This window comes from Cellvibrio sp. PSBB023 (assembly GCF_002007605.1).
In the GTDB taxonomy this organism is placed as follows: domain Bacteria; phylum Pseudomonadota; class Gammaproteobacteria; order Pseudomonadales; family Cellvibrionaceae; genus Cellvibrio.
Genome location: NZ_CP019799.1, coordinates 3,040,732 through 3,067,373 on the forward strand (window position 1 = coordinate 3,040,732; position 26,642 = coordinate 3,067,373).

A 26,642-nucleotide genomic window follows, 5' to 3' on the forward strand; every position below is an offset into this window, starting at 1 on the left:
CTAGAAAAAATCTAGGCCGCGCGGTACTGCTTTAGCACATCGGAGACCTTCGGCTCGGATGCTTGAATAAATTCAATAAATTCACCAACACCCACTTCGGCATCAGTGCGGCTATCAAATGGGCCTATGTCCACACCTTCGCGGGTGGTGTAGTACCAATAGCCCTCTTTCTGTACATATCGACCGTGGCGGGTAGGGACGCTGCCCTGTTCGCCTGCTCTATTTGCGGTAGCCATATTGATTCCTCGCTGCGCTTCCACTCTATGATTTCCTTGTTGCGGGCTGAACATTAATCACCCAAGGTGATTATAGACAGCAACAGGAACAGATCGCTAGATTTAGTTGCTCTGCCAGAATGCTGTTTTTAGAAGATTCCGGTGTTAATCCTTTGACGTTTTACTCATCAATTTCCGCCAATTCCGGCCTATAACCAAAGGGGTCAACCGGCGCCCAAGTCGACGGCCATAGACTCGCGGGTGGTGCCAGACAATAAGTTGTAGATACCACCTTGACGGCACGAGGCGTGGCAGAAGTCATCAGCCGGGATGCCTTTACCAGTGTGACCTTGTAGCGAGAGAGCAATTCGGGCAGTTGCTCCAATACCTGTAGCGTTTCCGGATAGGGATGGCCAATCGCGAGGGCAGAACCCTGCTGCTGGGCCTTTTTCAATGCAACAACCAATTGCTGGTAGATGACTGTAGTGTCTCTTTTATCGTCCAGAAATACATCCCGTTTGCGGCTGGGCAGGCCGATGTGTTGAGCCTGGATTAATGCCTGGGTTTGGGCACTGGTGCGACTATCTACAAAATAAAGTTGGCGCTGCTGCAATTCGGCCATCAACCACCCCATAGGCGCAGACTCTTCCGTGAGCTGACTACCCATATGGTTATTTACCCCTTTGACATGGGGAACATTGGCCAGATTCTGGCGTAACACCCGGAGAAATTCTGCTTTTGACATACCACTGCGCAAGCCGCCACGCCCCAGAGGGTAGTCATGGTGGTTGCTCATCGGCGCGTGCAACATAACTTCCTTGCCTTGCTGATAAGCATATTCGGCCAGCTCTTGACCATGAGGCGTAAAGGGGAGCACAGCGACGGTAATATCACCCGCTAAATTCAGGGTTCGCTGACCCAGGCGCAAGTTGTAGCCCAGATCGTCGATGATGATTGCCAGCTGCGCCATCTCATGGGATGGCTTGGCGGCGGGTGAAGCGGGGTGAAAATCACTGGCGCTGCACAAGGCTGCCAGCGCGCTGAGCGCACCCACTAGCCAGCGGCACAGGACTATGGCCTTTGGCTTATCCATGGGAGCAATTAATGTGGTGACTGATCGTCAAGGTTGGGCTGCAACACTATGTCCGGGGCGATTTCCGGCGTCGGCTCCTGGCTGCTGGCCAAGGGCGAACTTTGCAGGAAAATATTCAAACCTTTTAACAGGTTGAGCGCTTCGTGGAGTTGGTTGTCCTCCTGCAACAGCTCGGCACTGGTGATGCGACGGGTAGCGCGATCTTTACTGGTGCTCTCTTTACCGCCTTTGGTATTGCCCAAATGACGCGCCAGATCAGCTTCGGTAACCCCTGGGTTTTGGGCGATAGCCGCGACTTGCACACGCTCGACCTCCACATCCGGCTCAATGCCCTGAGCCTGGATCGAGCGGCCATTGGGTGTGTAATAGAGCGCCGTGGTGAGCTTTACCGCACGGTCATTGCTGATCGGAATCACCGATTGCACCGAGCCTTTGCCAAAACTGCGAGTTCCCATAATGATGGCGCGTTTGTGATCCTGCAGAGCACCCGCCACAATTTCCGAGGCAGAGGCGGAACCGTCATTAATCAGCACCACCAGTGGCAAGCCGTTGGTAATGTCGCCCGCATCCGCGTTATAGCTGATGTTGCTGTTTTCGAGGCGCCCCTGGGTATAGACCACCTGGCCACCATCGAGGAAGGCATCCACCACCTCGACAGACGCTTGCAACACGCCGCCAGGGTTGTTGCGCAAATCGAGTATGACACCGCGGGTTTCCGGGTTCTTTTTTAACTGGTCACGGATTTTCTTGCTCATTTCCTTGCCCGTATCTATTTGGAATTGGGCGATACGGATATAGAAGTAATCCTGCTCCAGCAGGCGGGTGCGCACACTCTGCACCTTGATAATGTCGCGCAGCAGTTTGAAGTCGATGGGTTGATCAACGCCATCGCGCATCACGGTAATTTTGATCGGGCTATTTTTGGGGCCGCGCATCAGGTTTACGGCCTTGTTCAGATCCATGCCTTTTACCGGCTTGTCATCGATGCGCACCACAACATCGCCCGCCATAATGCCGGCATTGGCCGAGGGGCTGCCATCGATAGGGGTAACGACTTTGACGTAGCCGTCATCAATACTCACTTCCAAACCAACACCGCCAAATTCACCGGATGTACTGGCCTGCAGGTCGGCAAAGGCTTCTTTGTCCAGGTAGGCGGAGTGAGGATCGAGCTCGGCAATCATGCCTTTTATGGCGTATTCAAGCAGTTGCGCGTCGCTGATCTCATCGACATAGCCACTGCGCACATGATCGTACACACGGGTGAAGGTGCGCAGTTCTTCCAGAGGCAGTAGGCCACTTTCTTTGGTGGTAGGTTTTTCATCCGCCAGCGCCACGGCAGGAAGCAGGACCAACAAGCCGATAAGGGACGAGCGGAGGTTACCGTGAAACTGGAAAAAAGCCGCGCAAAACATGAGATCTCCGATGGCTGAACAAGCCAAAATCTATCCTGAATCGGGGTGCACACTAAGCCAAAACTGCCGGAAATGACAGCCACCCGCTAAAAAATAACACTGCAGCGCTAACCGCGCGCCAGCCACGCTCCGGGGTCAATGGGGCGCCCCTGATGGCGAATTTCAAAATACAAACCGGTTGTGGCCTGACCGCCGGAATTGCCGACATTGGCGATGGCCTCACCGGCGCGCACCGGTTCACCGGCTTTTTTTAGCAGGCTTTGGTTGTGCGCATAAAGGCTGAGGTAACCCTCGCCATGATCGACAATAACCAGCAACCCATGCCCACCAAAATAATCGGCAAACACCACGCGCCCATGATGGACGGCAATCACCTGATTGCCCATAGGCGCGGCAATATAAGCGCCGCTCCAGTTAATCTGCCCGGCAATACGCGGGCTGCCAAAGCGATGAATCAGGCTACCTTGGGTTGGCCAGGGCAAACGGCCTTTGCGTTGGGAAAACTTTTCGCCGCCCGCCGGCAAGGGCACATAGGCTGGCGAATTCATCGCACCGCTCGTCGCCACTCGCTGGGTTACTCGCTCCAACAAGGCCTGTAGGCGGCGGCGATCCTCACTCAGTTGTTTGAGTTGTTGGTTTTTGTCTTTGAATTGATCATTGACCTTGGCCAGAGCTTGCTGGCGCTCGTTCTGGCGACTTTTCATCTGTTGGCGCTGCTCGTCCAACTGCGCTTGCATAGCACCTAATTCAAGCGTTTTTTTTTCTATCTCCGGTGTTAGTGCATCAATACGGGTGATAGTTTCCATAAAGCGCTGCATTTTGCCATTGTGCGCTTCCATAAAATAACTGTGGTATTTCATGATGCGCGAGAGCTGATCGGGCGATTCCTGATTGAGCAAGACTTTAACCTCGCTCTGCTCACCCAATTTATGGGCGGCGCGCATCTGCTCAGCGATTTGTCCCTGCTGCTTTTTTTTTGCCTGCTCCAGTTGGCTGCGCTCATTTTTTAGCTGATTCAATTCATTGTTTTGCTGTTTGAGTTCTTTGTTGATCTCATTGGCTTTTTGCTGCAGCTTGTTAATTTCCTCTTCGGATTTTTGCAGCTCTTTTTGCAGTGTGGAACGTGTACCTTGCACCTGCTGCAATTCTTTTTGCAGGGCTTCTATCTCTTTTTGCAGCTTGGCCATCTCGGCCTTTTCATCCGCATAAGCCGTGGCCGCAAACAGGACAACCGAACAAAGCAAGCTGTTGAGTGCGAGAGTTTTGGTGAATGCAAAAAATCGACTCATGGTAGTGATATCAATAAAGGTGAAAAAGAAAACGGCCGGTGCAGGGCACCAGCCGCTTTGTGCCGCCCGATTACGCCAGGGTAATCAAATTGCGGCCAGTCATTTCTTGGGGTTGCGGCAAGCCCATCAAGTACAGCATGGTAGGTGCAACATCCGCCAGTGAGCCGCCAGGAGCAATGGTGCCTTTGCGGTAGCTGTGGAAAATAAACGGCACCGGCAGAGTGGAGTGCTGGGTGTGGGGCTGCCCCGTTTCCTCGTCGAACATTTCCTCCACGTTGCCGTGGTCGGCAGTAATCAGCGCTTCGCCGCCCACCTTGTCTACCGCTTCCAGTACACGACCAACACAAGCATCTACTGCTTCAACGGCTTTGGTTGCCGCTTCCATAATGCCCGAGTGACCAACCATATCGCAGTTGGCGTAGTTGCAAATAATCGCGTCATATTTGCCGGATTCAATCGCCTCCACCAATTTATCAGTCACTATGGGCGCATTCATTTCCGGTTGCAGGTCATAGGTAGCCACTTGGGGTGATGGCACCAGAATACGGTCTTCCCCTTCGTAAACCACTTCGTTGCCGCTGTTGAAGAAGAAGGTTACGTGGGCATATTTTTCTGTTTCGGCGATGCGCAATTGGGTTTTTCCCAACTGGGCGATGTAATCGCCAAATGAATTGGTCAGGTCTTCCGGCGGGAAGGCGATGGGTGCCTTGATGCTGGAGGCGTATTCGGTGGTTTGCACAAAATGCGCAATGGCCGGGTGCAATTCACGTTCAAAACCGGTGAAGTCTTCGCTGATCAGGGCATTGGTAATTTCGCGCGCGCGGTCCGGGCGGAAGTTCATGAAAATTACCGAGTCGCCATCATTGATAGTCGCCACTTCTTCATCTTCGCCGCAGATCACGGTCGCCTTCACAAATTCGTCGTTTTCACCGCGCTCGTAGGCCGCTTTCAGGCCATCGACTGCCGTGAGTGCATCAAATTCTGCATCGCCAGTGACCATCACATCGTAAGCAGCTTTCACGCGATCCCAGCGGTTGTCGCGGTCGAGCGCAAAGTAACGGCCAACAATAGAGGCGACACGCCCGGCACCCAATGCCTTGAACAAATCCTGCGCCTTTTGCAGGGATTTTTCGGCGCTGCGTGGCGCGGTATCGCGACCATCGAGGAAGGCGTGCAGGTAAACCTGTTTTGCGCCGCGCTCTACGGCCATTTTCATCATGGCGTAGATGTGGTCTTCGTGGCTGTGTACGCCGCCTTCCGAGAGCAGGCCGAGAATATGCACGGCCTTGCCACTTTCGATTGCGGAATCAATCGCCTTGACGTACACCGGGTTGGTAAAGAAATCGCCATCGCTAATGGCCTTGTTGATGCGAGTGAAGTTTTGGTAGACCACGCGGCCAGCGCCGAGGGTCATGTGGCCCACTTCGCTGTTACCCATTTGGCCCTCAGGCAAACCCACCGCCATACCCGAGGTCTCGATCAGGCTTTTGGGATCATTGGCCCAAAGTTTATCGAACACCGGTTTGTGCGCTGCCGCAATCGCGTTGTATTTGGTTTTTTCGGAATAGCCAAAGCCATCGAGGATTAACAGAACTACAGGTTTTTTAGCGCTCATAAATCGTTTCCAGGGTCGGATGAACATGAATCGGGACAAATCGCTATAGCCGTTGGGGCCACAGCGGCGAATCAGGTGCGCAGGTTGCCGGGCGGCAAGCGCGATAATGGCTCGTATTCTAACGGGTTGAGCGCGCTAACTCTATGTAAAAAGGTGCTATTAACCGCTTACAATCTGGCTATAGGCGGCATAAACCCTCATTCCGGGCCTGAATGCCGCCGTCAATCGCGGCGACCAATCGTGTATACTCCGGCGCCTTGTTGTCGCCAACCATAAAACTGCTGGCGGCGCGTATTGAAAACCCCTTTATACGCCCCCACCTATCGGGTCGGACCCAACCAAAAGAAGGCAAAGTACCGTGGATTTTTTTGTATTTGTTTCACATGAGTGGCTTCTGGTCACCACCCTGATTGTATTGATTTACATCTATGTATGGCGCGATCGCATCAAAAGTGGACGCCCGGTGTCACCCCATGAAGTAACCCGTTTGGTCAATGAGGGCAATGCGGTACTGGTCGACCTGCGCGATAGCGCCGAGTTCAAAGCGGGCCACATTGTGGGAGCGATCAATGTTCCCTACGCCAAGCTCACCAAAGAATCTACCGAGGTGGCGAGCTACAAGGATAAAACCATTATCCTCATCGACAAACTGGGTCAACACGCCGGTGCTGTTGGCCGCTTTCTGGGCAAGGAAGGGTTTGACGTACGCCGTTTGGGCGGCGGTATTGCCGAATGGCAAGCGCAAAATTTACCGCTGGTAAAAGGCAAGTAATGCCTGTGCCATTGGCCGTTTGATTTAGCTGAATTTTTGGAGTTTTTATGGCCCACGTGATTATGTATACCACCGCTGTCTGCCCCTATTGCGTTAATGCAAAAAAGCTACTGGCGCAAAAAGGCGTGGCAGTGGAAGAAATTCGCGTGGACACCCAGCCGCAATTGCGTCAGGAAATGATGGACAAAAGCGGTCAGCGCACAGTGCCGCAGATCTGGATCGGCGAACATCACGTCGGCGGTTTTACCGATCTCTGGGCGCTGGATAAAGCGGGCAAATTAGACGCACTGCTGGCGCAACCCTGATTCGCCAGCGGTCGCTGCTGTACCAACAATCACTCATCTATTTAATACCACCAAGTCGAGTTCATTATGTCTGAAAATAATCAACAAACTGCTGCAGCAGAAGGTGCCAAGGGCCCGGTATTCGCTATTCAACGTATCTACTTGAAAGATATTTCGTTTGAAACGCCCATGGGCCCGGAAGCGTTTACCAAGGCTTACAAGCCTAATATCCAACAGGATTTAAACATCCAGGCCAATCCGGTGGAAGACGGCCTGTATGAAGTGGTTCTGCTGCTCACCATTACTGCACGCCTGGAAGACCGCGCAGTATTCCTGGTGGAAGTAAAACAAGCGGGCTTGTTCGCTATTTCCGGTATCGAAGGCCCTGCTGTCACGCAATTGATTAACACCGCCTGCCCGCAAATTTTGTTCCCCTACGCACGCGAAGCGGTAGATGGCATTCTCGGTCGCGGCAGCTTCCCCCCCTTAATGCTGCCTCCTATCAATTTTGATGCAGTATTCGTACAAGCCATCAGCGCCGCGCAACAACAGGCGCAGCAAGCTCAACAAGCCAAGGGCGAAACAACAGAAACCCTGAACTAATCAGGCATCCGGTTTTGCGCTGAAAGGCAATCACGTCGGTGATTGCCTTTTTTATTGCGCCGCGTTTTAGCTATCACCTTGTTTTGTCGCTTTGTGAGTGTAATCTACGTCAAGTCTCGCATAATCACTGCAGTTGATGATGAACGGTAAATCGCTATGTTTAACTTATCCTCAAGCCCCGACGCGGGTGCCAGCCATATCGCCGCACTGGATTTAGGCTCCAACAGTTTTCACATGATTGTCGCGCGCTGGGATAACGGCCAACTCACGCTGCTTGATCGTTTGCGCGAGCCAGTGCGCCTCGGTTTTGGTTTGCAAGCCGATGGCAGCTTAAGCAAAGACGCGCGTGAACGTGCACTCGCCTGCCTTGAGCGTTTTGGCGAATGCCTGCGCGCTTATCCCTCGCGCAGTGTGCGCATTGTGGGCACTAAAACCTTGCGCAGCATTAGCGATGCCGGTGAGTTTCTCGCCGCCGCCGAAGCGCGCTTGGGGCACCCGGTGGAAATTATTTCCGGCGATGAAGAAGCGCGATTAATTTATCTGGGCGTAGCCCATTGCATTGCGCCGGATAAAGGCAATCGCATTGTGATGGACATTGGCGGCGGTAGCACCGAAGTCATTCTGGGTTCCGGCATGACGCCTTCGCTGAAAGAAAGTTTAAACATGGGTTGTGTCGCTATCACCAAACAATTTTTTAATGATGGCAAGGTCACAGAGAAATCCATCACCAAAGCACTCATTGCTTGCTTGCAAGAATTACAGCCAGTGAAAGATGAATTTATCGAACGCGGCTGGCAAGAAGTATTGGGCGCGTCGGGCAGCATCAAAGCCGTTGCCAAAGTGTGTGAGACTAACGGCTGGAGTGACGGTGCTATTAGCGCCACATCACTTGATAAAATTATTGCGCGCTATTTGGATGCCGGCAAACTCGATATCGACATGCCCGGATTATCCGATGATCGCAAGCCGGTTTTTTTAGGCGGCGCCATTGTGTTGCGTGCGTTGTTTGAAGCGCTGCAACTAAAAAGCATGATCGCCGCCGACTGGGCGCTGCGCGAAGGTTTATTGTTCGACCAAAAAGGCAGACTGGAAAATCACGATATTCGCCAAGCCAGCGTAGATGCACTCGCGCTGCGTTTTCATGTGAATATGGAAAAGGCAACAGCGGTAGAAAAAACTGCACTCAACTTATTAACGCAGGTCGCACAAAAATGGCAGCTCACGGCGCGCGATGCCAGAAAATTATTGGGCTGGGCGGCGCGCCTATACCAAGTGGGATTGGATATTGCGCACAATGATTATCACAAACACTCCGCTTACATTGTGCAACATGTTGATCTCGCTGGTTGCTCACGGGCGGAGCAAACTCAACTCTCCGCCTTAGTCCTCGCACATCGCAAACGATTTCCGGCTAAAAATTTCCCGCTCGACAATACTGACCTGGTGCGCCTCGCCATTTTATTGCGCCTCGCCGCCATTTTTCATCGCGGCCGCATAAAAGATGGCTTGCCCAACATTTCACTCACCGCCGATGGCAAAAAAATTAAATTATCACTGCCTCATCACTGGATTCAAAGCCACCCCTTAACCCAAGCGGACCTGGACACTGAACAGCGGCATTTGGGGGATATTGGTTATGAATTGATGGTGAGCGGCAATTAGCATGCAAACATCCCCTTCCAACAGCGGTTATTTTTTTGCCGCTGGCGCTGTGTTGATTTGGTCTGGTTTTGTGTTGGTGGCCCGGATGGGTGGAACCAGTGAATTGAATGCGTTTGATATTACCGCGTTGCGTTTTGGTGTTGCCTCATTGGTGTTACTGCCTTTGTGGCTATTCTGGAAACGCGTTCCACTTTTTAATAAAACCATGTTGTCGTTAGCACTAACCGGTGGCATAGGTTATTCAACAGTTGTGTATTTTGCGTTTAAGCATGCACCCGCCGCCCATGGTGCCGTGCTTATTTCAGGGCTACTGCCGTTTTTTGTGCCCTTGATGGCATTTATATTGTTACACGAACCACTGCGACGCAATTTGCGTATAGCGCTGCCAATTATTGCGCTGGGTATTATTTGCCTTGGTGTGGATATTTTTTCGCGCAGCGAAAATACCTTGCCCGGCGATCTGTTGTTAATTACGTCATCGCTTATTTGGGCGCTCTATACCATTCTGGCCAAACGCTCCGGTTTTGGGGCGTGGGAAACAGCCATTGGCAGTGCGCTTTTATCTGCGCTGATATTTTTGCCGGTTTATATTTTATGGCTACCCAAAGCGATTCTCTTGGCACCGGTTAAGGATATTGTGCTGCAAGGAATTTATCAGGGGCTGATAGTGGCGGTGATTGCGATGCTGTTTTATATGGCGGCAATGACGCGGCTTGGACCAGCCAGAACCGGCGCGTGCATGGCGTTGGTTCCGGCGCTGGCAGGCATTGGCGCATCACTGGTATTAGGTGAAGATTTAAATGGATGGTTGGTGTCCGGTTTATTGGCAACCAGTACCGGTGCATGGTTAGGCGCGAGATAGCCACCTATAAAAAAACCGGCAGCGCCGGTTTTTTTTATGGTGCAGGTGCTGCCTATGAATTAAAAATTCAGGCGCAAACCCAAACCAATTTCTGAGGCTTCTGTTCCCAAACCAACATCTGCTGTTGCTGCAACATTGCGTGCAAACCAGTAGGCAATGCCGCCACTTAATACAGTGTTGCCATCAAATGCGGTGTGATGCGCGAGTTGCACTTTGGCTTCTACTTGTTGGTTGATAAAACCACGCAGACCTACAGCCGCAATTAAACCTGAATCGCTGTCGCCGTGATCGATATCAATATTTTCCACACTCAGTGCGCCGTACAAACTGGAATCTGCACCAAACAAGGTGTGGTAACCAATACCAACACTGATCGCGTTGGAGCCACAGCGATCATCACTTAAATCACTGTAGGAACCCAGCGCAAAAAAATCGCTGTTCAATTCCAGACTGCCGCTCAAACGCAGACCATCGGCATTGCTACTGCAGTTATCTACATCCTGATTAACAAATTGAATACCGGCGTAGTTGTAACTGATCGGTGAATTTGCCAATGCATTTACGGCTGAATAAACCGGCAGCGGCGATAACCATGCTCATCTTTTTCAGTGATGATTTCATAAAAAACTCTCCAGTAAGGTCTTCAAGGGTGATACTAATCTGCGCAAATGAACAATTGCTGAATGTGTATTTACCGACATTTTGTGGTGACATTATCTGATGGTTTTTTTAACCGGACAGTGCGCTGGGTCTCGTAAGATGACACATTTTTCATCTTATTAAGTCCATGCGCACGCAGTGACGTTTTTTTGCTCAATAACCGATTTGCGGAGTACCCAGATCTTCAGTCAATGGTGTAGCGCACACTTGTAAAATGCGGCGACCTTCCATGCTTTTAATTTGAAATTCATAACCCGCGAGCAGGATTTGCTCATCCACCACAGGCACATGTTGCAATTGCTCCAGCAATAATCCGGCGAGAGTAAAATAATCGCCGTCGCCGCGTTCCAATTTAATCTGCAACAACTCTTCCACTTGATCGAGTGAAATACTGCCATCCAGCCACCAGCGGTTGTCGCGGGCGACAGCGAGCGGCTGGTCGTTGGTATCAGCCAATTCACCGGCAATGGCGGCGAGCAGGTCGCCGGTGGTGACCAGGCCTTTAATACTGCCGTATTCGTCTATCACAATGGCCAGAGGCAAAGGCTCCTGTCGCAGCATTTCCAGCACTTTAAGTGCGCTGGTGCCTTCGGGCACCGCGAGTGGCGAGAGCGCGAGCTTGGCCAGATCGAGTGGTTGGTTGTCGAGCGCGGCGGTGAGCAGGTCGCGGCTTTGTACAACGCCGAGCAGGTTGTCCAGTTCATCGCGCGCCACCAGCAGCCGGGTTTGCGGAGTGGTTTTCAGGGTCTCCAACAATTCGGTGGGACTGGCATTGGCATCAACCCAGACAATATCAGGGCGCGGGGTCATCAGTGATTGCACCGGGCGATCAGACAACTGCAGCACACTGCGAATCATGTTGCGCTCACTGTGCTCAAAGGCTTCATCTTCACCGCGATGGGCAGTCATACCGGCAATGTCATCGCCCACTTCGTCAGCGTCACCACGACCACCCAGCAACTTGAGAACGGCCTCGGCCGTGCGATCGCGCAGTGGGCGCTCACCAATCAGGTGACGGGTGCGGTTGGAGCGCGCCAATTGATTGAATACTTCAATGAGCACCGAGAAGGCGATAGCGCCGTAGAGGTAGCCTTTGGGGATATGGAAACCGGCGCCTTCGGCCACCAGGCTGAAACCAATCATCAGCAGGAAGCCCAGGCAGAGCATGACCACCGTAGGGTGGCGGTTGACGAAGTCGGTGAGCGCCTTGCTCGCCACGATCATAATCATCATGGCGATAATGACCGCAATCATCATGACTTCCACATGCTCCACCATGCCGACGGCGGTGATGACTGCATCGAGCGAGAAGACAGCATCCAATACGATAATTTGCGCTACCACCGCCCAGAAGGCGGCGTGTACCTGGCTTTTGCGCTGGGTGATCACCTTGCCTTCAAGGCGTTCGTGGATTTCGACCGTGGCTTTAAACAGTAGGAATATACCGCCCAGCAGCAAAATCAAATCGCGCCCGGAGAGGGATTTATCAAAAATACTGAACAGCGGCTCGGTAAGGGTCACCAGCCAGGAAATGCCCAGCAATAGCAGCAAGCGCATAATCAGCGCCAACCCAAGGCCGATAACCCGCGCCTTATCCCGCTGATGCGGCGGCAGCTTGTTGGCGAGAATCGCAATGAAGATCAGGTTGTCGATCCCCAGTACAATTTCCAAAATGACCAGTGTTAAGAGTCCCAGCCAGGCGCCGGGATCAGCCATCCATTCCACGTTTAGAACCTCAGAATTAAAACATTCGCTCAATGACCAGCAGGGCGGTTTTAAAAATCACCCAGGCCAAGCCACCCAGCAACACCCAACTTGCAATACCGATACCAATACCGGCCAATACACAAACACCATCGCTCTCAATCAATCCCAGGGCTATAAACAATATGCCCAATGCGGGCATCAGGTTTCCCAAGGGAATGGGCAGCACCAGCAAGAATGCCAACAGCGCACAGAAGGCTCCCAACCATCGTTCGGCATTGCCGGCCGAGAGGAAGGCTATGCGCGGTTTCATCAGCCGCTCTATGCGGCGCAACCAGGGCACCACTTTATTAATCAGGGCATTGAAATCGGCGGTGGTGAGTGAACTGTCGGCAATCCAGCGAGGTAAATACACACGTTGGTGCCCCATGGCCATTTGCACCGCCACAAACAACATGGGTAAGCCGGTAATGGTGGAAACGCCGGGAATACCCAAAATGGGCAGCGAATTGGGAAGGGCAAAAATCAGCAGGATGAAACCAAAGGAGCGCTGACCAAGCGACTCGGTGATATCGCGAACCCGTACGCGCTCAGCGTTGAAATTCGCAGCAAAGTCCAATAACAAGGAGGATAAACTGACACTTGAATGACGCGGGGCAGGCAACCCAGGGTCGGGTTCAGGCAAAGACATTGAGTGACCAATAGTAACTAAAGTGGGCCGATTCTACTGTAGTCGCGTGACACTGACTAGCGAGCATATTTGTCGTTGCGTAACTTTACCGATAAGGTTGATGATGCGCGCCCTATTACCCCTTAAGGCCCGTCGTGCTGACGTTTGGAGAGCCACGTGGAGAGACCGGTGGAAAGCCCTGTACAGATTCGTTTTATCAGCACCATTCATGATCTGGATGCCACTCGCTGGAACCAGCTCTGCCCGGCCGATTACCCCTTTGTACGCCATGAGTTTCTGGCGGCGCTGGAAGACAGCGGCTGTATTACTGCCCGCACTGGCTGGCAAGCCCATCACCTGGTGATAGAGCAGGCGGGGACAGTAATCGCAGCGATGCCGGGGTATATCAAAACCCATTCCTATGGTGAGTATGTGTTCGACTGGGCCTGGGCGGATGCCTATCGTCGCCACGGGTTGGATTACTATCCCAAGTGGATCAATGCCATCCCCTTTACCCCCTGCCGGGGGCCACGCCTGCTGGTATCAGCCGACCATAATCCGGCGGACTTGCTGCCCGCCATATTGACCGCATTGGGCGCAGAATCCACAAAGCAGGGTTATTCCGGCTGGCATTGCCTGTTTCCCGATGAACCGCTCAGTAAGCAGTTACACACCTTGGGGGCCATGCAGCGCCTTGGTTGCCAGTTTCATTGGTTTAATCACGGCTATGCGTGCTTCGAGGATTTTGTCGCCGCCATGAGTTCGCGCAAGCGCAAGAATATCCTCAAGGAGCGCCGACAGGTACATGAACAGGGGTTTGTATTTCAGGTGAAAACCGGCCATCAACTCACGGCGGATGATTGGGCGATATTTTATGCGCTCTATCGCACTACCTACCTGAAACGCAGCGGCCACAACGGCTATTTATCGGCCGCATTTTTCCAGCAAATAGGGGCGACGCTGCCTGAAAACCTGGTGCTGATTTGCGCCAGTAAACGCGATGACGGGGATGAGCGAGTGATTGCCGCTTCGCTCTTTGTGCGCGATGACACCACACTCTACGGCCGCTACTGGGGCTGCTTTGAGGAATACCAATTCCTGCATTTTGAAACCTGCTATTACCAAGGCATTGATTTTGCGATCGCCAATGGGTTGCAGCGTTTTGATGGTGGTGCCCAAGGGGAGCACAAAATTGCACGCGGTTTTGAGCCGGTATTGACCTACTCCAACCACTGGATTCAAGAACCCGGTTTTCGGGCGGCGATCCAGCAATTTCTGGTACAGGAAGCAGAAGGCGTGCGCCAGTACGCAAATGAAGCGGCCAGCCTGCTGCCGTTTAAAACCATAGTGAGCGAGTAATATGTTTCTACTGCCGGCTATGGCAGTAGAAACACAATGAAATCTTTCGCAGTTAATGCAGCAGCATTCATTCGCCAGCGCATCTAGGCAACTGATATAACTACAGTTTTTTGCACGCCATCTTCTGTAACCTCAATCGAGGAAGAATAGGCAGTGCCCAGTTTTTGGGCGCTGAGAATAGCGTCAATGTCTATGCCACGGCCGGCCAGCTCGCTAATTGCAGATGCAGGTAACAGTTGGGTGAGTACACTTACCGCGAATGCGGGAACACCAAAACTGCTTTCCAGCGTTCCGGCAACGAATTTCTCGATTTTGATTTTTGACATGACATACACCTCTATCAACAGCTGGCCTTACCCACTGCAAAGTGGATACCCTGGAGAAAAATTTGCGGATTTACCAAGAGACCAGAGTTTGTAAGTTGTTGTTTTACAGCGCAAACAATTATCCGTAAAAAAAACAACTCACAAACTGCTGCTGAGCGAGTGAATTACACTTTAAAACTATCAATCTGCTTTTTCAGTTCGCCAGTTTCATTAATTAACTGACTGCCACTGTGGTTCACCACTTGCGCGTTCTCTACCACATTTTCTGACAAACCGTGGATAGCGGTAATGTTTTTACTCACCTCGTTGGCGACAGAACTCTGCTGATGGGAGGCGCTGGCGATTTGGTGGTTCATGTCATTAATGGTGCCGATATTGGCGCGGATCTTATCCAGGGCTTCACCCACTTTTGAAGCAGTATCGATGGTTTCACGCGCAGAGACAGTGCTGGTATTCATGGCCTGATGGGCTTCGTCGGCGGCGCGCTGTAACTGCACAATAATCGATTCAATTTCCTCGGTGGATGAGCGTGTTTTTTGCGCCAGCGAGCGCACCTCATCGGCCACTACCGCAAACCCGCGCCCCTGCTCACCAGCCCGCGCCGCTTCAATCGCAGCATTCAACGCAAGCAGGTTGGTTTGTTCGGCGATAGTGCGAATCACCTCCATCACAGAGCCAATATTCACGGAGTTATTTTTTAACACCTGGATTTTCTGCGCCGTGGATTCGATTTGTCCGGTCAGGCGATTCACATTTTCCAGCGACAGGCTAACAATAGCATTGCCTTCTTCTGCCAAAATACTGGTGGCATTGGTGTGCTCGGCAGTTTCACCGGCGTGGCGGGCAATCTCAGTGGCCGATGCCGACAGCTCCTCCACCGCCGTGGCCACCAATTCAATTTCACGCAGCTGTTGCGAGGTAGAGTTCACCGTGCTTTCAGTAGCGCGGCTCATGGTATTGACGTTGACCCGCACCTTGTCATTTACCTGTACCACGTTGCGGATAATGTCGGCGATGTGCTCCATCACCCGGTTAAAGTTGTGCGCCAAGGCGGCGATTTCATTGCCGCTGTCAGTAGGCAAGCGGCGGGTCAGGTCGCCACCACCGTCGGCGATAGTGGACAGCGAGCGGGTGACTTCATCCACCGGCGCCAGCACCAGGCTGCGAATCAGCACATACACCGTAATCAAACTGGCGGCGAGCAACGCCAGCACCGTCAATAAGCTGGTTTTACGCTGATCGCTCAGGGCATCGGTCATAGATTGGGTGCTGAAAGCAATGTCATAACTGCCAATAGTATTGCCGCCATACACAATGGGAATGGCTTGGCGGACGATTTGGCCTTCGCCGCGATCTTCATCAGCAGCCGCGGCCAAGGCTTTGCCGCGATGATCCACAACATTCACCGAGGTGATCAGGGAGGTATTTACCAGCGATTTGGCAATGGCCTCAATTTGCTGGAAGTCGTAGGCAAACACGGCCTCCAGAATCGAGCTGTTGGCCAGCTCTACCATGGCAGCGGTTTCGGCATCCAGCTTGTGCCGGAGCTCGTTAGCTGCAATCTGATAATTGGTAAAGGCGACCAATGAGGCAATAGCGGTCATAACCAAAAACAGGAATGTCATTAATTTTGTCAGTAAGGATTTTTGAACCATGGTTCCCCCTGGAGCACCACACACATCGTAGTTATTGTTTAGCAATTATTGTTGTAACAGCATATTCACTATGGCGGCCAGTGGGCACCAATCTTGAGCACTAATCACACAGACAAGATTGCGCTCGGCAAGCCATAGATTTGCATTGCCTTGTGAGTATAGACACAGCCCATGGAAGCTGCGCAAGGGGAAAGGGTTAAATCCAGAAAATGATTAAGGCGCCAAGGGGATGGCGCCTGCGGAAAGGATCATACGCGATGTAGATCAGTCGTCGCCGTCGCCATCCGGGTCATTACCACCGGCCATGCCCAGCTCTTTGAGCTTGCGGGTCAGGGTGTTGCGCCCCCAACCGAGCAGGTTAGCGGCATCGCGCTTACGCCCAGCGGTGTATTTGAGCGCTGTTTCTATCAAGGCACGCTCAAAGGTTGGTACAGCTTCGCTGAGCAGTTGGTGCTGGCCGCGCGCCAGTGCCTGATCAGCCCAGTGACGCAAGGCTTTTTCCCAGTCATCCGCCGGTGTAGAGACTTCTTTGTTATCGAGCAATTCTGGCGGCAAGTCCTCGATGTGCACTTCACGCCCAGAGGCCATGACCGTAATCCAGCGGCAGGTGTTTTCCAACTGGCGCACGTTACCCGGCCATTGCAGGGTGCAGAAATATTCTTCGGTTTCCGGCAGCAACACTTTCGGGTCGACATTCAATTCGGTCGCCGCTTTGTGCAGGAAGAAACGCGCCAGCTTGGGAATGTCTTCGCGACGGTTGGCGAGTTTGGGGATATGGATGCGGATCACGTTGAGGCGATGGAACAAGTCCTCGCGGAAGCGATTGTCCGCCACCAGCGTTTCCAGATTCTGGTGGGTAGCGGCGATGATACGCACATCCACCTTCACCGGCGTATGGCCGCCCACGCGATAAAACTCACCATCAGCCAATACGCGCAATAAGCGGGTTTGGGTTTCCGCGGGCATATCACCAATTTCATCGAGGAACAGCGAGCCACCGTTGGCCTGCTCAAAACGCCCCTGGCGCTGTGCGGCAGCGCCGGTAAATGCCCCTTTTTCATGGCCAAACAGCTCGGATTCCATCAAATCCTTGGGAATCGCCGCCATGTTCAAGGCGATAAAAGGCGCATTGCGGCGCGGACTGTGGCGATGCAGCGCGCGCGCCACCAGCTCTTTACCGGTACCTGACTGACCGTTGATCAACACCGTAATGTTGGATTGCGACAAGCGGCCAATTGCGCGAAATACTTCCTGCATGGCCGGCGCTTCGCCGATGATTTCGGTATTGGTATCCAGCGCCGCCTCGGCACCGTGATCGGTTTTTTGCTCCTGGGCGTGAGCCAGCGCGCGCTGGGTTACAGCGACTGCATCGTCCACATCAAAGGGTTTGGGCAAGTACTCAAAAGCACCGCCCTGATAGGCCGCCACCGCACTGTCCAGGTCTGAGTGGGCAGTCATGATGATGATGGGAATCTGCGGATGAGTCGCATGCAGGTTGCCCAGCAGCGTCAGGCCGTCGGTACCGGGCATGCGAATATCGCTGATGATGGCATCAGGCGCATCGCGATTGAGTTGGCTCATGGCGCTATCGACCGACTCGAACAGGCGCGTCTCTATATGCGCCTGCTGCAGGGCTTTTTCCAGCACCCAGCGAATCGAGCGATCGTCATCGATAATCCAGACTTTATTAGACTTCTGCATGGTGTGTTTCCATTGGTAAGTAGAGCGAGAAGCGGGTATTGCCCGGCTCGCTATGGCACTCGATGAGGCCATGGTGCTGATGAATGAGATGTTGCGAAATGGTCAACCCCAAACCTGTACCCTCGGCACGGCCGGAGATCATGGGGTAGAAAATGTTCTCGATCATGTGCTCGGGAATTCCCGGGCCGTTGTCGATAATATCGATGCGGCAGATCAAGCCGTGGTGCTTGCGGCCAATGGTGTACTGGCGTTGGATACGGGTGCGCAGTTGAATCACACCGTTATCCACCTGCGCCTCGGTCAACGCCTGCATGGCGTTGCGCACTATGTTGAGCAGCGCCTGAATCAGCATTTCCTTGTCGCCCAGCAACTCGGGAATACTGGGGTCATAGTCGCGCACTATATTAATGGCATCGCGACCTTCGGCTTTGATGATGGTGGCTACCCGCTCAATCGCCTCGTGGATATTGAGCGATTGCCACTGCGGCAACTGGTTGGGGCCGAGCATGCGATCCACCAGATTGCGCAGGCGATCAGCCTCATCGATGATGATGCTGGTGTATTCGGTCAAACCGCTGTTTGGCAGTTCGCGCGCCAATAATTGCGCCGCGCCGCGAATCCCGCCCAGCGGGTTTTTAATTTCGTGGGCCATACCGCGAATCAGGTTGCGGCTGGTCTCGTGGGACGAGGTGAGCATCTCCTCGCGACTGATACGCAACAGGCGATCAATGGGCTGGATCTCGATAATCAAGCCATCGTGATTGCCAAAGGGAGTCACTGTGTAGTCCACCGTTACCGAGCCGCCGCTCAGCAAGCGCCATTCGGCATGGCGCTTGGTGTAATGGTTGGCTTGGGTCGCCGCCATTTTGAGCTGGCGATCTGTCTCGTCGGACTCGTAAAAGAAATAGGTGATAGGTTCGCCGGTGTTGCTTTCGCAACTCATGGCCAGCAGCGCCTCGGCGGCCGGATTCATATGGCAAATCAACAAATCCACATCCACCAAAATAATGGCGGTACTGAGGCTATCCAAAATGGGTTTGTAGACGTTGTGCGAGTTCACCAGCGCTTGCTCTCCTGAACGCCCTGACAATGGGCACCTTGGCTACTGCAAAAACCAAACCAAGTTAGCAATCGGCGTGATCCCGCGAATTTAGCCCCAAAAACTATCCATTATGGTGAATAGTGGGGCAAGCATAGCACCAAAATAGTGCATCTATTTTGGCGTGGGCTTTGGCGGGGCATTCTTTTTAACAACGGTGCGAATTACATTAACAATCACCGGGGGAGAGATGCCCAATGATTGCCCATTCGCATCAATTGCCTCAACCACCAGGGTGTGTGTGCCACGAGGCACATCCTTCACAATAATATTGCTCATGGTGGTCTCTTCCAGCAGCTCGCCGTTCATGAAATACACCAGCAAATGCCCCTCCTCCAGAGAAGGCTGCAACACTGCGGCAATGGCCAAATCGCGCTGACCTACGGGAATAGTGACATCGGAGCGGGGGCTGATAATGTCAATTTTGTACTCGACCCGAGCCGGGCGCGAGTCAAACGACGAGGCGGGAGAGGAATCAGGCAACGGCTGGGCACCGGGCACTGTATTTAGCCCGCGCAGCTCCACTTTTTCGGCATTTTCCGTTTTGGGCTTATCGGTATAAACCGTTCGCCCATCTTTATCGACGGTTTTGTAAATCTCCGCCACGGCCAGCGGGGCAAGCAGTAGTAACAAAAGCCAGAAGGCGCGCATTGCTCTCTCCCTTTCGATTGATTTGCCCTAGGTTACTCGCGCAGCGCCCAAAGAAAAAGCCCGCCCCCTTGCGGGTGCGGGCTTTTTCACAGATTGCCAGCGCCGGGCGCCAGCAGATCCAGGTGACTTACACGCAGCTCTTAAACACTGTAATAGAGTTCGAATTCTACTGGGTGCGGAGTCATGTTGATGCGTTGGATCTCTTCTTTCTTCAAAGTGATGTAAGCATCGATGAAGTCTTTAGAGAATACACCGCCAGCCAACAGGAACTCATGGTCAGCTTCCAGAGATGCCAAAGCCTCTTCCAGAGATGAACACACTTGTGGGATTTCTGCTTCTTCTTCCGGCTCCAGATCGTACAGATCTTTGGTCGCTGCTTCACCTGGGTGAATCTTGTTCAGAACACCGTCGATACCGGCCATCAGCAATGACGCGAAGCACAGGTATGGGTTAGCAGTTGGATCAGGGAAACGGGTTTCGATACGCTTGGCTTTTTCACCAACAGTGTAAGGAATACGGATAGAAGCAGAACGGTTACGTGCAGAGTAAGCCAGCATTACTGGCGCTTCGAAGCCTGGAACCAAACGCTTGTAAGAGTTGGTAGACGCGTTACAGAAAGCGTTCAATGCTTTAGCGTGCTTGATGATACCGCCAACGTAGTACAGAGCGGTTTCGCTCAGACCAGCGTAAGCGTCGCCAGCGAATTGGTTTTTGCCGTTCTTGGAGAAAGACTGGTGAACGTGCATACCTGAACCGTTATCACCGATCAAAGGCTTCGGCATAAAGGTAGCGGTTTTACCGTATTGGTGAGCCACGTTGTGTACACAGTACTTGAGGATCTGCACTTCGTCCGCTTTCTTAACCAGAGTGTTAGCGCCTACGCCGATTTCACATTGGCCAGCGTTAGCAACTTCGTGGTGATGGATTTCGATTTCCAGGCCCATAGCTTCCATGGCGTTACACATAGCGCCACGGATGTCGTGCAGTGAGTCCACCGGCGCAACGGGGAAGTAACCGCCTTTTACGCGTGGAGCGTGGCCGTGTTTACCTTCAACGTCGTCACCTGATGACCATGCTGCTTCTTCAGATTTGATTTTGTAGAAAGCGCCGCCCATTGAGCTGTGGAAGTGAACGCTGTCGAAGATGAAGAATTCTGGCTCTGGACCAAACAATGCTACGTCGCCCAGACCGGTAGACTTCAGGTACTCTTCAGCGCGCAGGCCGATAGAGCGTGGGTCGCGGTCGTAACCTTGCATGGTAGCTGGTTCAACGATGTTACAACGAACGTTGATGGTTGCTTCGTCGTAGAAAGGATCCAGAACAGCCGTTGAATCGTCTGGCATCAGGATCATGTCTGAGTCGTTAATGCCTTTCCAACCCGCGATAGAAGAACCGTCGAACATTTTACCGTCAACGAAGAAACTGTCGTTTACAACGTGTGAAGGGAAAGTTACGTGCTGCTCTTTACCTTTGAAGTCGGTGAAGCGCAAATCAATCCAGCGAGCTTCGTGTTCTTTGATCAGGTCTAAAGTCTTAGACATTGAATGCCTCCAAGTGTTATAGCCCGAAGGCTACGGATTATGAAAAGTTATAACTACCAGGGTAACCGGCCAGAGACCATTTACCTGAAAATTTTCCCCACTTCATCCGACTCGCGACTCATTTAGGGGAGCGTGGCAAGACTAGGGTGTCAGAAAAGGGGCAAAATATATGCCATTTAAATAAAATAGCAACAGACCTTTAAAAATAAGGCTCTCGGGGCGATTACGCACTACAAATAAGCTGCAAATGCACCAAAATGGGACTCAATTTTTAAATTATGCACCATTAAAATGCACAAGAAGGACGCTCGGGGCTGTGCGCGCATCTTAGCACCAAGAATGCCTCTTGGCTTGCCACTGAACCGGCTTTATGTTGCACCAAATCGTGTCGCCTAACACCGCACCTGCACCAGTCACGTCGCCCGGTAGAGTGCGTGTTTTTGTGCGCCAAAATGCGATAGTGAATATTTATGGACTTTATCTCGCCGCGCGAAATGATCCGCTGTAGGCTGCGCCGCGTTTGAACCTGGGTTCAGCTTCAAGGGTTCGTTGCTTCCAACAAGACCTGAAACAATATCCAAAACAATAAAAGGGCAGTTATGCACACAATGACAACGACAGAAATCTTCCTGATTGCCATGGTAATCATTTTTACGGTGCCTTATTTGATTTGGCGCCTGGGCCGTACGGACTATTGGGCACCGCTGGTCGTGGTGCAAATTATTATGGGCATAGTGCTGGGGCCGGGGGTTTTGGGCAAAGCCTTCCCCGAGTACTACACCTTTGTGTTCACACCTGATGTCATCAAGTCGCTCAACGGTATCGCCTGGTGGGCGGTGATGATTTTTGTGTGGATCGCCGGTATCGAGCTCGACCTGAAAAAAGCCTGGGCCTACAAGCGCGAAAGCAGTATCACCGCCGGACTGGCGCTGGGCACACCACTGCTATTTGGCTGCGGCGCGGCGGTGGCGATGATGGCCTTTAGCGATGGCTGGATTGGCGCCCAGGGGATGACCTGGCAATTTGTTTTGGGCGTAGGCATGGCCTGTGCAGTAACAGCCTTACCCATTCTGATTCTTTTTATGGAGAAGATGGAAATCCTGCGCCAGCCCATTGGCCAGCGTATTTTGCGCTATGCGAGCCTTGATGACATCGCCATTTGGGGCGTATTGGCGTTAATCCTGCTGGATTGGGAGCGAGTGGGTCGCCAGGGCATGTTCCTGCTGGGCTTTGCCTTACTCGCTTATGTGTTCCGCAAACTGATGGTCGCCATTCAGGAGAAGGATCGCTGGTATGCCGGGTTCATCTGGCTCGCGGCCTGCGGCTTGGCGGCGGATTGGGCAGGGTTGCACTACATGGTGGGCGCCTTCCTGGCCGGCGCGGTGATGGATGCGGAGTGGTTTAACCAAGAGAATATGGACAAGCTGCGCCACTTTGTCCTGATGATTATTATGCCGGTATTCTTCCTCAGTACCGGTCTGCGCACCAACTGGGATGTAGGCGGTACCGCCGTGTTTGTCGCCGCCGCCATACTGCTGGTGGCCTCAGTGGCGGGTAAGCTGGCAGGTGTTCATGCCGCCGGTAAAATCCTCAAATGGGAAAAAGGCGAGGCTTCCATTATTGGCTGGTTGCTGCAAACCAAGGCGCTGATCATGATCATATTCGCCAATGTGTTGCTCGATAAGCAAATTATCACCAACGAAACCTTCACCGCCCTGCTCATTATGGCCGTCGCCAGTACCATGCTGACGGTGCCGGTAGTGTCGCCCAAACTGCAAAAGATGAAAGCGATGATCCTGCGTTCCAAATAGCGCACCGCGCACCTGTAAACTCACCTGCGTAAAAAAGCCCCCGCCACTGCACAGTGACGGGGGCTTTTTGTAGGCACTCAACACGCCTGGATGCTAAATCACAAAGCGCGCAACCAAGGTATTGAGATCCGTTGCCAAACGCGCCAGTTCGTAAGTCGCTGCGCTGGTTTGATTTGCCCCGGCGGCCGATTGGGTAGAGAGGTCGCTGATGTTCACAATGTTGCGATCCACCTCCCGCGCCACCGCTGCCTGCTCTTCTGAAGCACTGGCGATTAACAGGTTGCGCTCGCCGATTTGCCCGGCTTTCTGGTAAATCTGCTCCAGCGCGCCACCCGCCTGCTCGGCCACCGTGAGGGTTTTTCCGGCGTGTTCGACACTGCCTTTCATGGATTCCACCGCCGCTGCCGTACCGCCTTGCACCTTGCTAATCATCTGTTCAATTTCCTGGGTGGATACCTGGGTGCGATGTGCCAGTGCGCGCACTTCATCCGCTACCACCGCAAACCCGCGACCAGCTTCACCGGCACGCGCCGCTTCAATCGCTGCGTTCAAGGCGAGTAAATTGGTCTGCTCGGCGATGGCGCGAATCACATCCAACACCTTGCCGATATCTTTGGATTGTTCAGCCAAACCACCAATCAATGCCGAGGTACGGCCAAACTCTTCGGTCATGGATTTCAATGCCGCTACCGTATGATTCACCTTATCCCGACCATCATGTGCCAGGCGGGACGACTCATTCGATTCTTCCGCTGTACTCACGGCGTTGCGCGCCACTTCATCCACCGCCGCGCTCATTTCTGTCACGGCCGATGCCGCTTGCTGGATTTCATCGTTCTGCCGCTGCAGGTTGCGTGAGGACTCTTCGGCGACTGAACTCAACTCTTCACCTGCCGACGCCAGTTGCACCGAGGAATTGCCAATCTGGGTGATAGTAGAACGTAGGTTGTCTTGCATTAACGCCAGTGACGCGAGCAAGCGCGCGGGTTCATCATTACCTTCAAAGCGAATTTTCTGGGTGAGGTTGCCACTGGCAATAGTCTCGGTCGCGGTTACTGCTTCGTTTAAAGGGCTGACAATACTGCGCGAGACAATTATCGCTAAACCCGCTGCAATCACCAGAGCAACGCCGAGAGCAATGAGTACCAGTAATTTACTGCTCGCATAAGCCGCCTCGGATTGTTGTGCAGCGTTACTCGCCCCTTGCTCGTTAAAGTCATTAAGACTCAAGAGTAGTTTGGCTATTTCATCAGCCAGAGGCAGTTGCTCCTCATCCAAAATAGTTTTGGCACCATCAATGTCTCCGCTTTTGACTGCATCACCAATGCGCCCAGAAACGACCATATAACGATCTTTGGTATCTCTCATACGAGAGAACAGTTCACGCTCTTCACTACTTGAAATCAGGCTCTCATACCTTGCTTGATGCTGTTCAATTTCCACCTTCAACTCATTCAACTTGGCCTGAGTACGCGCCAACGCCTCAGGCTCGGGACTTAACACCTGGCGCAACGAAAAGACCCGATAGCGCATAATATTCAGATTCATAGCCGCCAGGGCTTCGATTGAGGGCAACCAATTATCGATAATGGCTTTGTTGTCGCTGTCCATGGCTGCCATTTGCTTCAGCGAAAACCCGCCCAACAGCATGATAAGCAACGCCAGCAGGCCAAACCCTAATGCCAAACGGGGGCCAATTTTCATATTCCTGAACATATTTTCATTCTCCAGAGAGCGGTGTTTTATTTAGGCGAAAAAGGCTAACTAAAAAAGTATCGACCAGAATGCTGAAAGGTAAAGAAAGAAAACTGACAAATGACATTGATCGTTGAGATAAAAGAAAGCCCCACGCGCACAGGCGCGGGGGCTTAACAAGAGTAGAACGTACGACCGCGCCGTTTAGATCACAAAGCGAGTAACCAAGCTGTTGAGATCAATAGCCAAACGCGCCAACTCATTGGTCGCCGCGCTGGTCTGGTTAGCACCGGCTGCCGACTGGGTAGAGAGGTCGCTGATATTCACAATATTGCGATCCACCTCCCGCGCTACTGCGGCCTGCTCTTCGGACGCACTGGCGATCAGCAAATTACTTTCGCTGATTTCGCCAGCTTTGGTGTAGATGCCATCCAATGCCTGACCAGCCTCCTCAGCGACAGTCAGCGCTTGCTGGGCCTGCTCCACACTGCTGCGCATAGAGCCGACGGCCGCATTGGTTCCGCCCTGGATTGTGCTGATCATCTGCTCGATTTCCTGGGTCGAGACCTGGGTGCGATGCGCCAGGGCTCGCACTTCATCCGCCACTACCGCAAAACCGCGCCCGGCCTCGCCGGCGCGCGCCGCTTCAATCGCCGCATTCAGGGCAAGCAGATTAGTCTGTTCGGCAATGGCACGAATCACATCCAGCACTTTGCCAATATCTTTGGATTGCTCCGCCAACCCGACAATTTGTTGCGAGGTGCGTGTGAATTCCTCGGTCATAGTGCGCAGCGAACTGACCGTGTGCTTCACCCGGTCACGCCCTTCATGGGCCAAGCGCGCCGAGGCATTGGAGGCTTCCGCCGTCGCGGACGCATTGCGCGCAACCTCATCCACAGCCGCACTCATCTCGGTGATGGCAGAAGCCGCCTGCTGGATTTCACCATTCTGGCGCTGAAGCGTGCGCGATGAGTCCTCGGCCACCGAACTCATCTCCTCACTGGCCGAGGCAAGCTGCACGGAGGAATTGCTGATTTGGGTGATAGCGCTGCGCAGGTTGTCCTGCATCATCGCCAGGGAAGAGAGTAACTGCGCCGGTTCGTCGCGGCCTTCCAGGTGGATCTCCTGGGTGAGATTACCGGCGGCGATGGTTTCCGTGGATTGCACCGCTTCGGCAAGCGGAGTAGTAATACTGCGCGTCACGACCAGCGCCAAACCTGTAGTCAACGCCAATGCCAGGACTATGGCTGCAATCACCATGTTCTTACTGCGGTCAAATGTCGCTTCTGCGGCCAATGATGCAGTAGTGGCACCTTTTTCAAGCTCATTCCCCAACTCTACTAGCTGCTGGGATATGGCATCAGATAAAGGACGCTGCTGCTGTTCCAAAATGGTCTTGGCTCGCTCAATATCATCCGTTTTTACAGCATCAAGAATTTGCCGTGTTAACGCGACATATTGCTTATTATCAACCAACAAAGCTTCAACAAGCTCTCGCATCTTACCTTGGGGAATATGCTGAAGTACGCGCGCCTGATCCTTTTCTATATCAGCCAGCAACTCATTCAACTTAAGCTCGGTATTGTTGATTGCTGTGGGATTTGTATAAATCACCAAGCGAAGGGTATTTACCCTATAACGCATAATGCTCAAATTTAAACTGCCAATGGCATCCAGGGCAGGCACCCAGGTACCAGCAATTTCTTCCGCTTTTTTATTCATGACTCCCATTGTGGTGCTGGAAAACAAACCTAACCCGAGCACAATCAGCGCGAGCAAACCAAAACCACAGGACAAGCGTGTACTGATCCTCATATTTCTTAACATAGCGTCATAACTCCATATTTAATTGAATGCCGAGCACAAAGGCTTCGACGTACGTATTGACCGCTGTTGCAGACTTGAGGGGGTTCGATACAGCCGGAGCCAGATCCAAACCAGGCATCTCACGGAGTGTGGA

Annotated in this window: 23 protein-coding genes; 7 read left to right on the top strand and 16 right to left on the bottom strand. The window is 52.8% G+C overall.

All coding sequences use genetic code 11. The features are described 5' to 3' along the window. Window positions 1-11: 11 nt before the first annotated feature. From B0D95_RS13250 to gpmI, 5 genes are all read right to left on the bottom strand, one after another. Complete coding sequence (locus tag B0D95_RS13250; protein WP_078044332.1) at window positions 12-236, bottom strand: DUF6316 family protein; 225 nt, start codon at window positions 234-236, stop codon at window positions 12-14. 160 nt (window positions 237-396) lie between these two features. Beyond that, the gene (locus tag B0D95_RS13255; RefSeq protein WP_078044333.1) at window positions 397-1,308 is read right to left on the bottom strand and encodes a divergent polysaccharide deacetylase family protein; all 912 of its coding nucleotides are present in this window, start codon (window positions 1,306-1,308) and stop codon (window positions 397-399) included. A gap of 8 nt (window positions 1,309-1,316) precedes the next feature. Beyond that, complete coding sequence (locus B0D95_RS13260) at window positions 1,317-2,723, bottom strand: S41 family peptidase (protein WP_078044334.1); 1,407 nt, start codon at window positions 2,721-2,723, stop codon at window positions 1,317-1,319. A 107-nt stretch (window positions 2,724-2,830) separates the two neighbouring features. Next, complete coding sequence (locus B0D95_RS13265) at window positions 2,831-4,012, bottom strand: murein hydrolase activator EnvC (protein ID WP_246841605.1); 1,182 nt, start codon at window positions 4,010-4,012, stop codon at window positions 2,831-2,833. 70 nt (window positions 4,013-4,082) lie between these two features. Beyond that, window positions 4,083-5,627: a 2,3-bisphosphoglycerate-independent phosphoglycerate mutase gene (gene gpmI, locus B0D95_RS13270; protein WP_078044336.1), complete on the bottom strand. Its 1,545-nt coding sequence runs from the start codon at window positions 5,625-5,627 to the stop codon at window positions 4,083-4,085. A gap of 358 nt (window positions 5,628-5,985) precedes the next feature. On the opposite strand from gpmI, the gene B0D95_RS13275 reads away from it, so the two are divergent. The 5 genes from B0D95_RS13275 to B0D95_RS13295 all read left to right on the top strand — a co-directional run bounded on the left by B0D95_RS13275 (window position 5,986) and on the right by B0D95_RS13295 (window position 9,810). Next, window positions 5,986-6,399: a rhodanese-like domain-containing protein gene (locus tag B0D95_RS13275; protein ID WP_078044337.1), complete on the top strand. Its 414-nt coding sequence runs from the start codon at window positions 5,986-5,988 to the stop codon at window positions 6,397-6,399. 47 nt (window positions 6,400-6,446) lie between these two features. After that, window positions 6,447-6,704 (top strand): glutaredoxin 3, encoded by a 258-nt coding sequence (grxC, locus tag B0D95_RS13280; RefSeq protein ID WP_078044338.1) that lies wholly within the window; start codon window positions 6,447-6,449, stop codon window positions 6,702-6,704. 66 nt (window positions 6,705-6,770) lie between these two features. After that, complete coding sequence (gene secB, locus B0D95_RS13285) at window positions 6,771-7,286, top strand: protein-export chaperone SecB (protein WP_078044339.1); 516 nt, start codon at window positions 6,771-6,773, stop codon at window positions 7,284-7,286. Between the two features lie 156 nt (window positions 7,287-7,442). Further along, window positions 7,443-8,948: a Ppx/GppA phosphatase family protein gene (locus B0D95_RS13290; RefSeq protein ID WP_078044340.1), complete on the top strand. Its 1,506-nt coding sequence runs from the start codon at window positions 7,443-7,445 to the stop codon at window positions 8,946-8,948. Window position 8,949: 1 nt separating this feature from the next. Then, entirely contained in the window at window positions 8,950-9,810 is an 861-nt protein-coding gene (locus B0D95_RS13295) for a DMT family transporter (RefSeq protein WP_078044341.1), read from the top strand. A 59-nt stretch (window positions 9,811-9,869) separates the two neighbouring features. Here B0D95_RS13295 and B0D95_RS13300 read toward each other — a convergent pair whose 3' ends face one another. The 3 genes from B0D95_RS13300 to B0D95_RS13310 all read right to left on the bottom strand — a co-directional run bounded on the left by B0D95_RS13300 (window position 9,870) and on the right by B0D95_RS13310 (window position 12,865). Continuing rightward, entirely contained in the window at window positions 9,870-10,364 is a 495-nt protein-coding gene (locus tag B0D95_RS13300; RefSeq protein ID WP_078044342.1) for a hypothetical protein, read from the bottom strand. A 259-nt stretch (window positions 10,365-10,623) separates the two neighbouring features. Further along, on the bottom strand, window positions 10,624-12,186 hold the full coding sequence (locus tag B0D95_RS13305; RefSeq protein ID WP_246841606.1) for a TerC family protein: 1,563 nt from the start codon (window positions 12,184-12,186) through the stop codon (window positions 10,624-10,626). Window positions 12,187-12,211: 25 nt separating this feature from the next. Further along, window positions 12,212-12,865: an exopolysaccharide biosynthesis protein gene (locus B0D95_RS13310; protein WP_244904572.1), complete on the bottom strand. Its 654-nt coding sequence runs from the start codon at window positions 12,863-12,865 to the stop codon at window positions 12,212-12,214. Window positions 12,866-13,033: 168 nt separating this feature from the next. On the opposite strand from B0D95_RS13310, the gene B0D95_RS13315 reads away from it, so the two are divergent. Continuing rightward, window positions 13,034-14,203: a GNAT family N-acetyltransferase gene (locus B0D95_RS13315; protein WP_168172452.1), complete on the top strand. Its 1,170-nt coding sequence runs from the start codon at window positions 13,034-13,036 to the stop codon at window positions 14,201-14,203. A gap of 83 nt (window positions 14,204-14,286) precedes the next feature. On the opposite strand, the gene B0D95_RS13320 is transcribed toward B0D95_RS13315, so the two are convergent. From B0D95_RS13320 to glnA, 6 genes are all read right to left on the bottom strand, one after another. After that, on the bottom strand, window positions 14,287-14,529 hold the full coding sequence (locus B0D95_RS13320; RefSeq protein ID WP_078044345.1) for a hypothetical protein: 243 nt from the start codon (window positions 14,527-14,529) through the stop codon (window positions 14,287-14,289). Between the two features lie 164 nt (window positions 14,530-14,693). Next, the gene (locus B0D95_RS13325) at window positions 14,694-16,184 is read right to left on the bottom strand and encodes a methyl-accepting chemotaxis protein (protein WP_078044346.1); all 1,491 of its coding nucleotides are present in this window, start codon (window positions 16,182-16,184) and stop codon (window positions 14,694-14,696) included. A gap of 264 nt (window positions 16,185-16,448) precedes the next feature. Continuing rightward, window positions 16,449-17,885: a nitrogen regulation protein NR(I) gene (ntrC, locus tag B0D95_RS13330; protein WP_078044347.1), complete on the bottom strand. Its 1,437-nt coding sequence runs from the start codon at window positions 17,883-17,885 to the stop codon at window positions 16,449-16,451. Next, window positions 17,872-18,945 carry a nitrogen regulation protein NR(II) gene (gene glnL / locus B0D95_RS13335; RefSeq protein ID WP_078044348.1) on the bottom strand — a complete coding sequence of 358 codons (1,074 nt, stop codon included), beginning with the start codon at window positions 18,943-18,945 and terminating at the stop codon, window positions 17,872-17,874. The genes ntrC and glnL overlap by 14 nt, the downstream gene beginning before the upstream one ends. Window positions 18,946-19,098: 153 nt before the next feature. After that, the gene (locus B0D95_RS13340) at window positions 19,099-19,635 is read right to left on the bottom strand and encodes a DUF4124 domain-containing protein (RefSeq protein ID WP_078044349.1); all 537 of its coding nucleotides are present in this window, start codon (window positions 19,633-19,635) and stop codon (window positions 19,099-19,101) included. A gap of 140 nt (window positions 19,636-19,775) precedes the next feature. Beyond that, a complete protein-coding gene (gene glnA / locus B0D95_RS13345) occupies window positions 19,776-21,176 on the bottom strand; it encodes a type I glutamate--ammonia ligase (protein WP_078044350.1) in 1,401 nt (466 codons plus the stop codon). Window positions 21,177-21,775: 599 nt separating this feature from the next. On the opposite strand from glnA, the gene B0D95_RS13350 reads away from it, so the two are divergent. Beyond that, the gene (locus tag B0D95_RS13350) at window positions 21,776-22,987 is read left to right on the top strand and encodes a cation:proton antiporter (RefSeq protein ID WP_078044351.1); all 1,212 of its coding nucleotides are present in this window, start codon (window positions 21,776-21,778) and stop codon (window positions 22,985-22,987) included. Between the two features lie 93 nt (window positions 22,988-23,080). Here the strand turns inward: B0D95_RS13350 and B0D95_RS13355 are convergent, their stop codons facing one another. Together B0D95_RS13355 and B0D95_RS13360 are read right to left on the bottom strand one after the other, a co-directional pair. After that, the gene (locus tag B0D95_RS13355; protein WP_141229402.1) at window positions 23,081-24,691 is read right to left on the bottom strand and encodes a methyl-accepting chemotaxis protein; all 1,611 of its coding nucleotides are present in this window, start codon (window positions 24,689-24,691) and stop codon (window positions 23,081-23,083) included. 195 nt (window positions 24,692-24,886) lie between these two features. Then, a complete protein-coding gene (locus tag B0D95_RS13360) occupies window positions 24,887-26,509 on the bottom strand; it encodes a methyl-accepting chemotaxis protein (protein WP_078044353.1) in 1,623 nt (540 codons plus the stop codon). Window positions 26,510-26,642 lie beyond the last annotated feature (133 nt).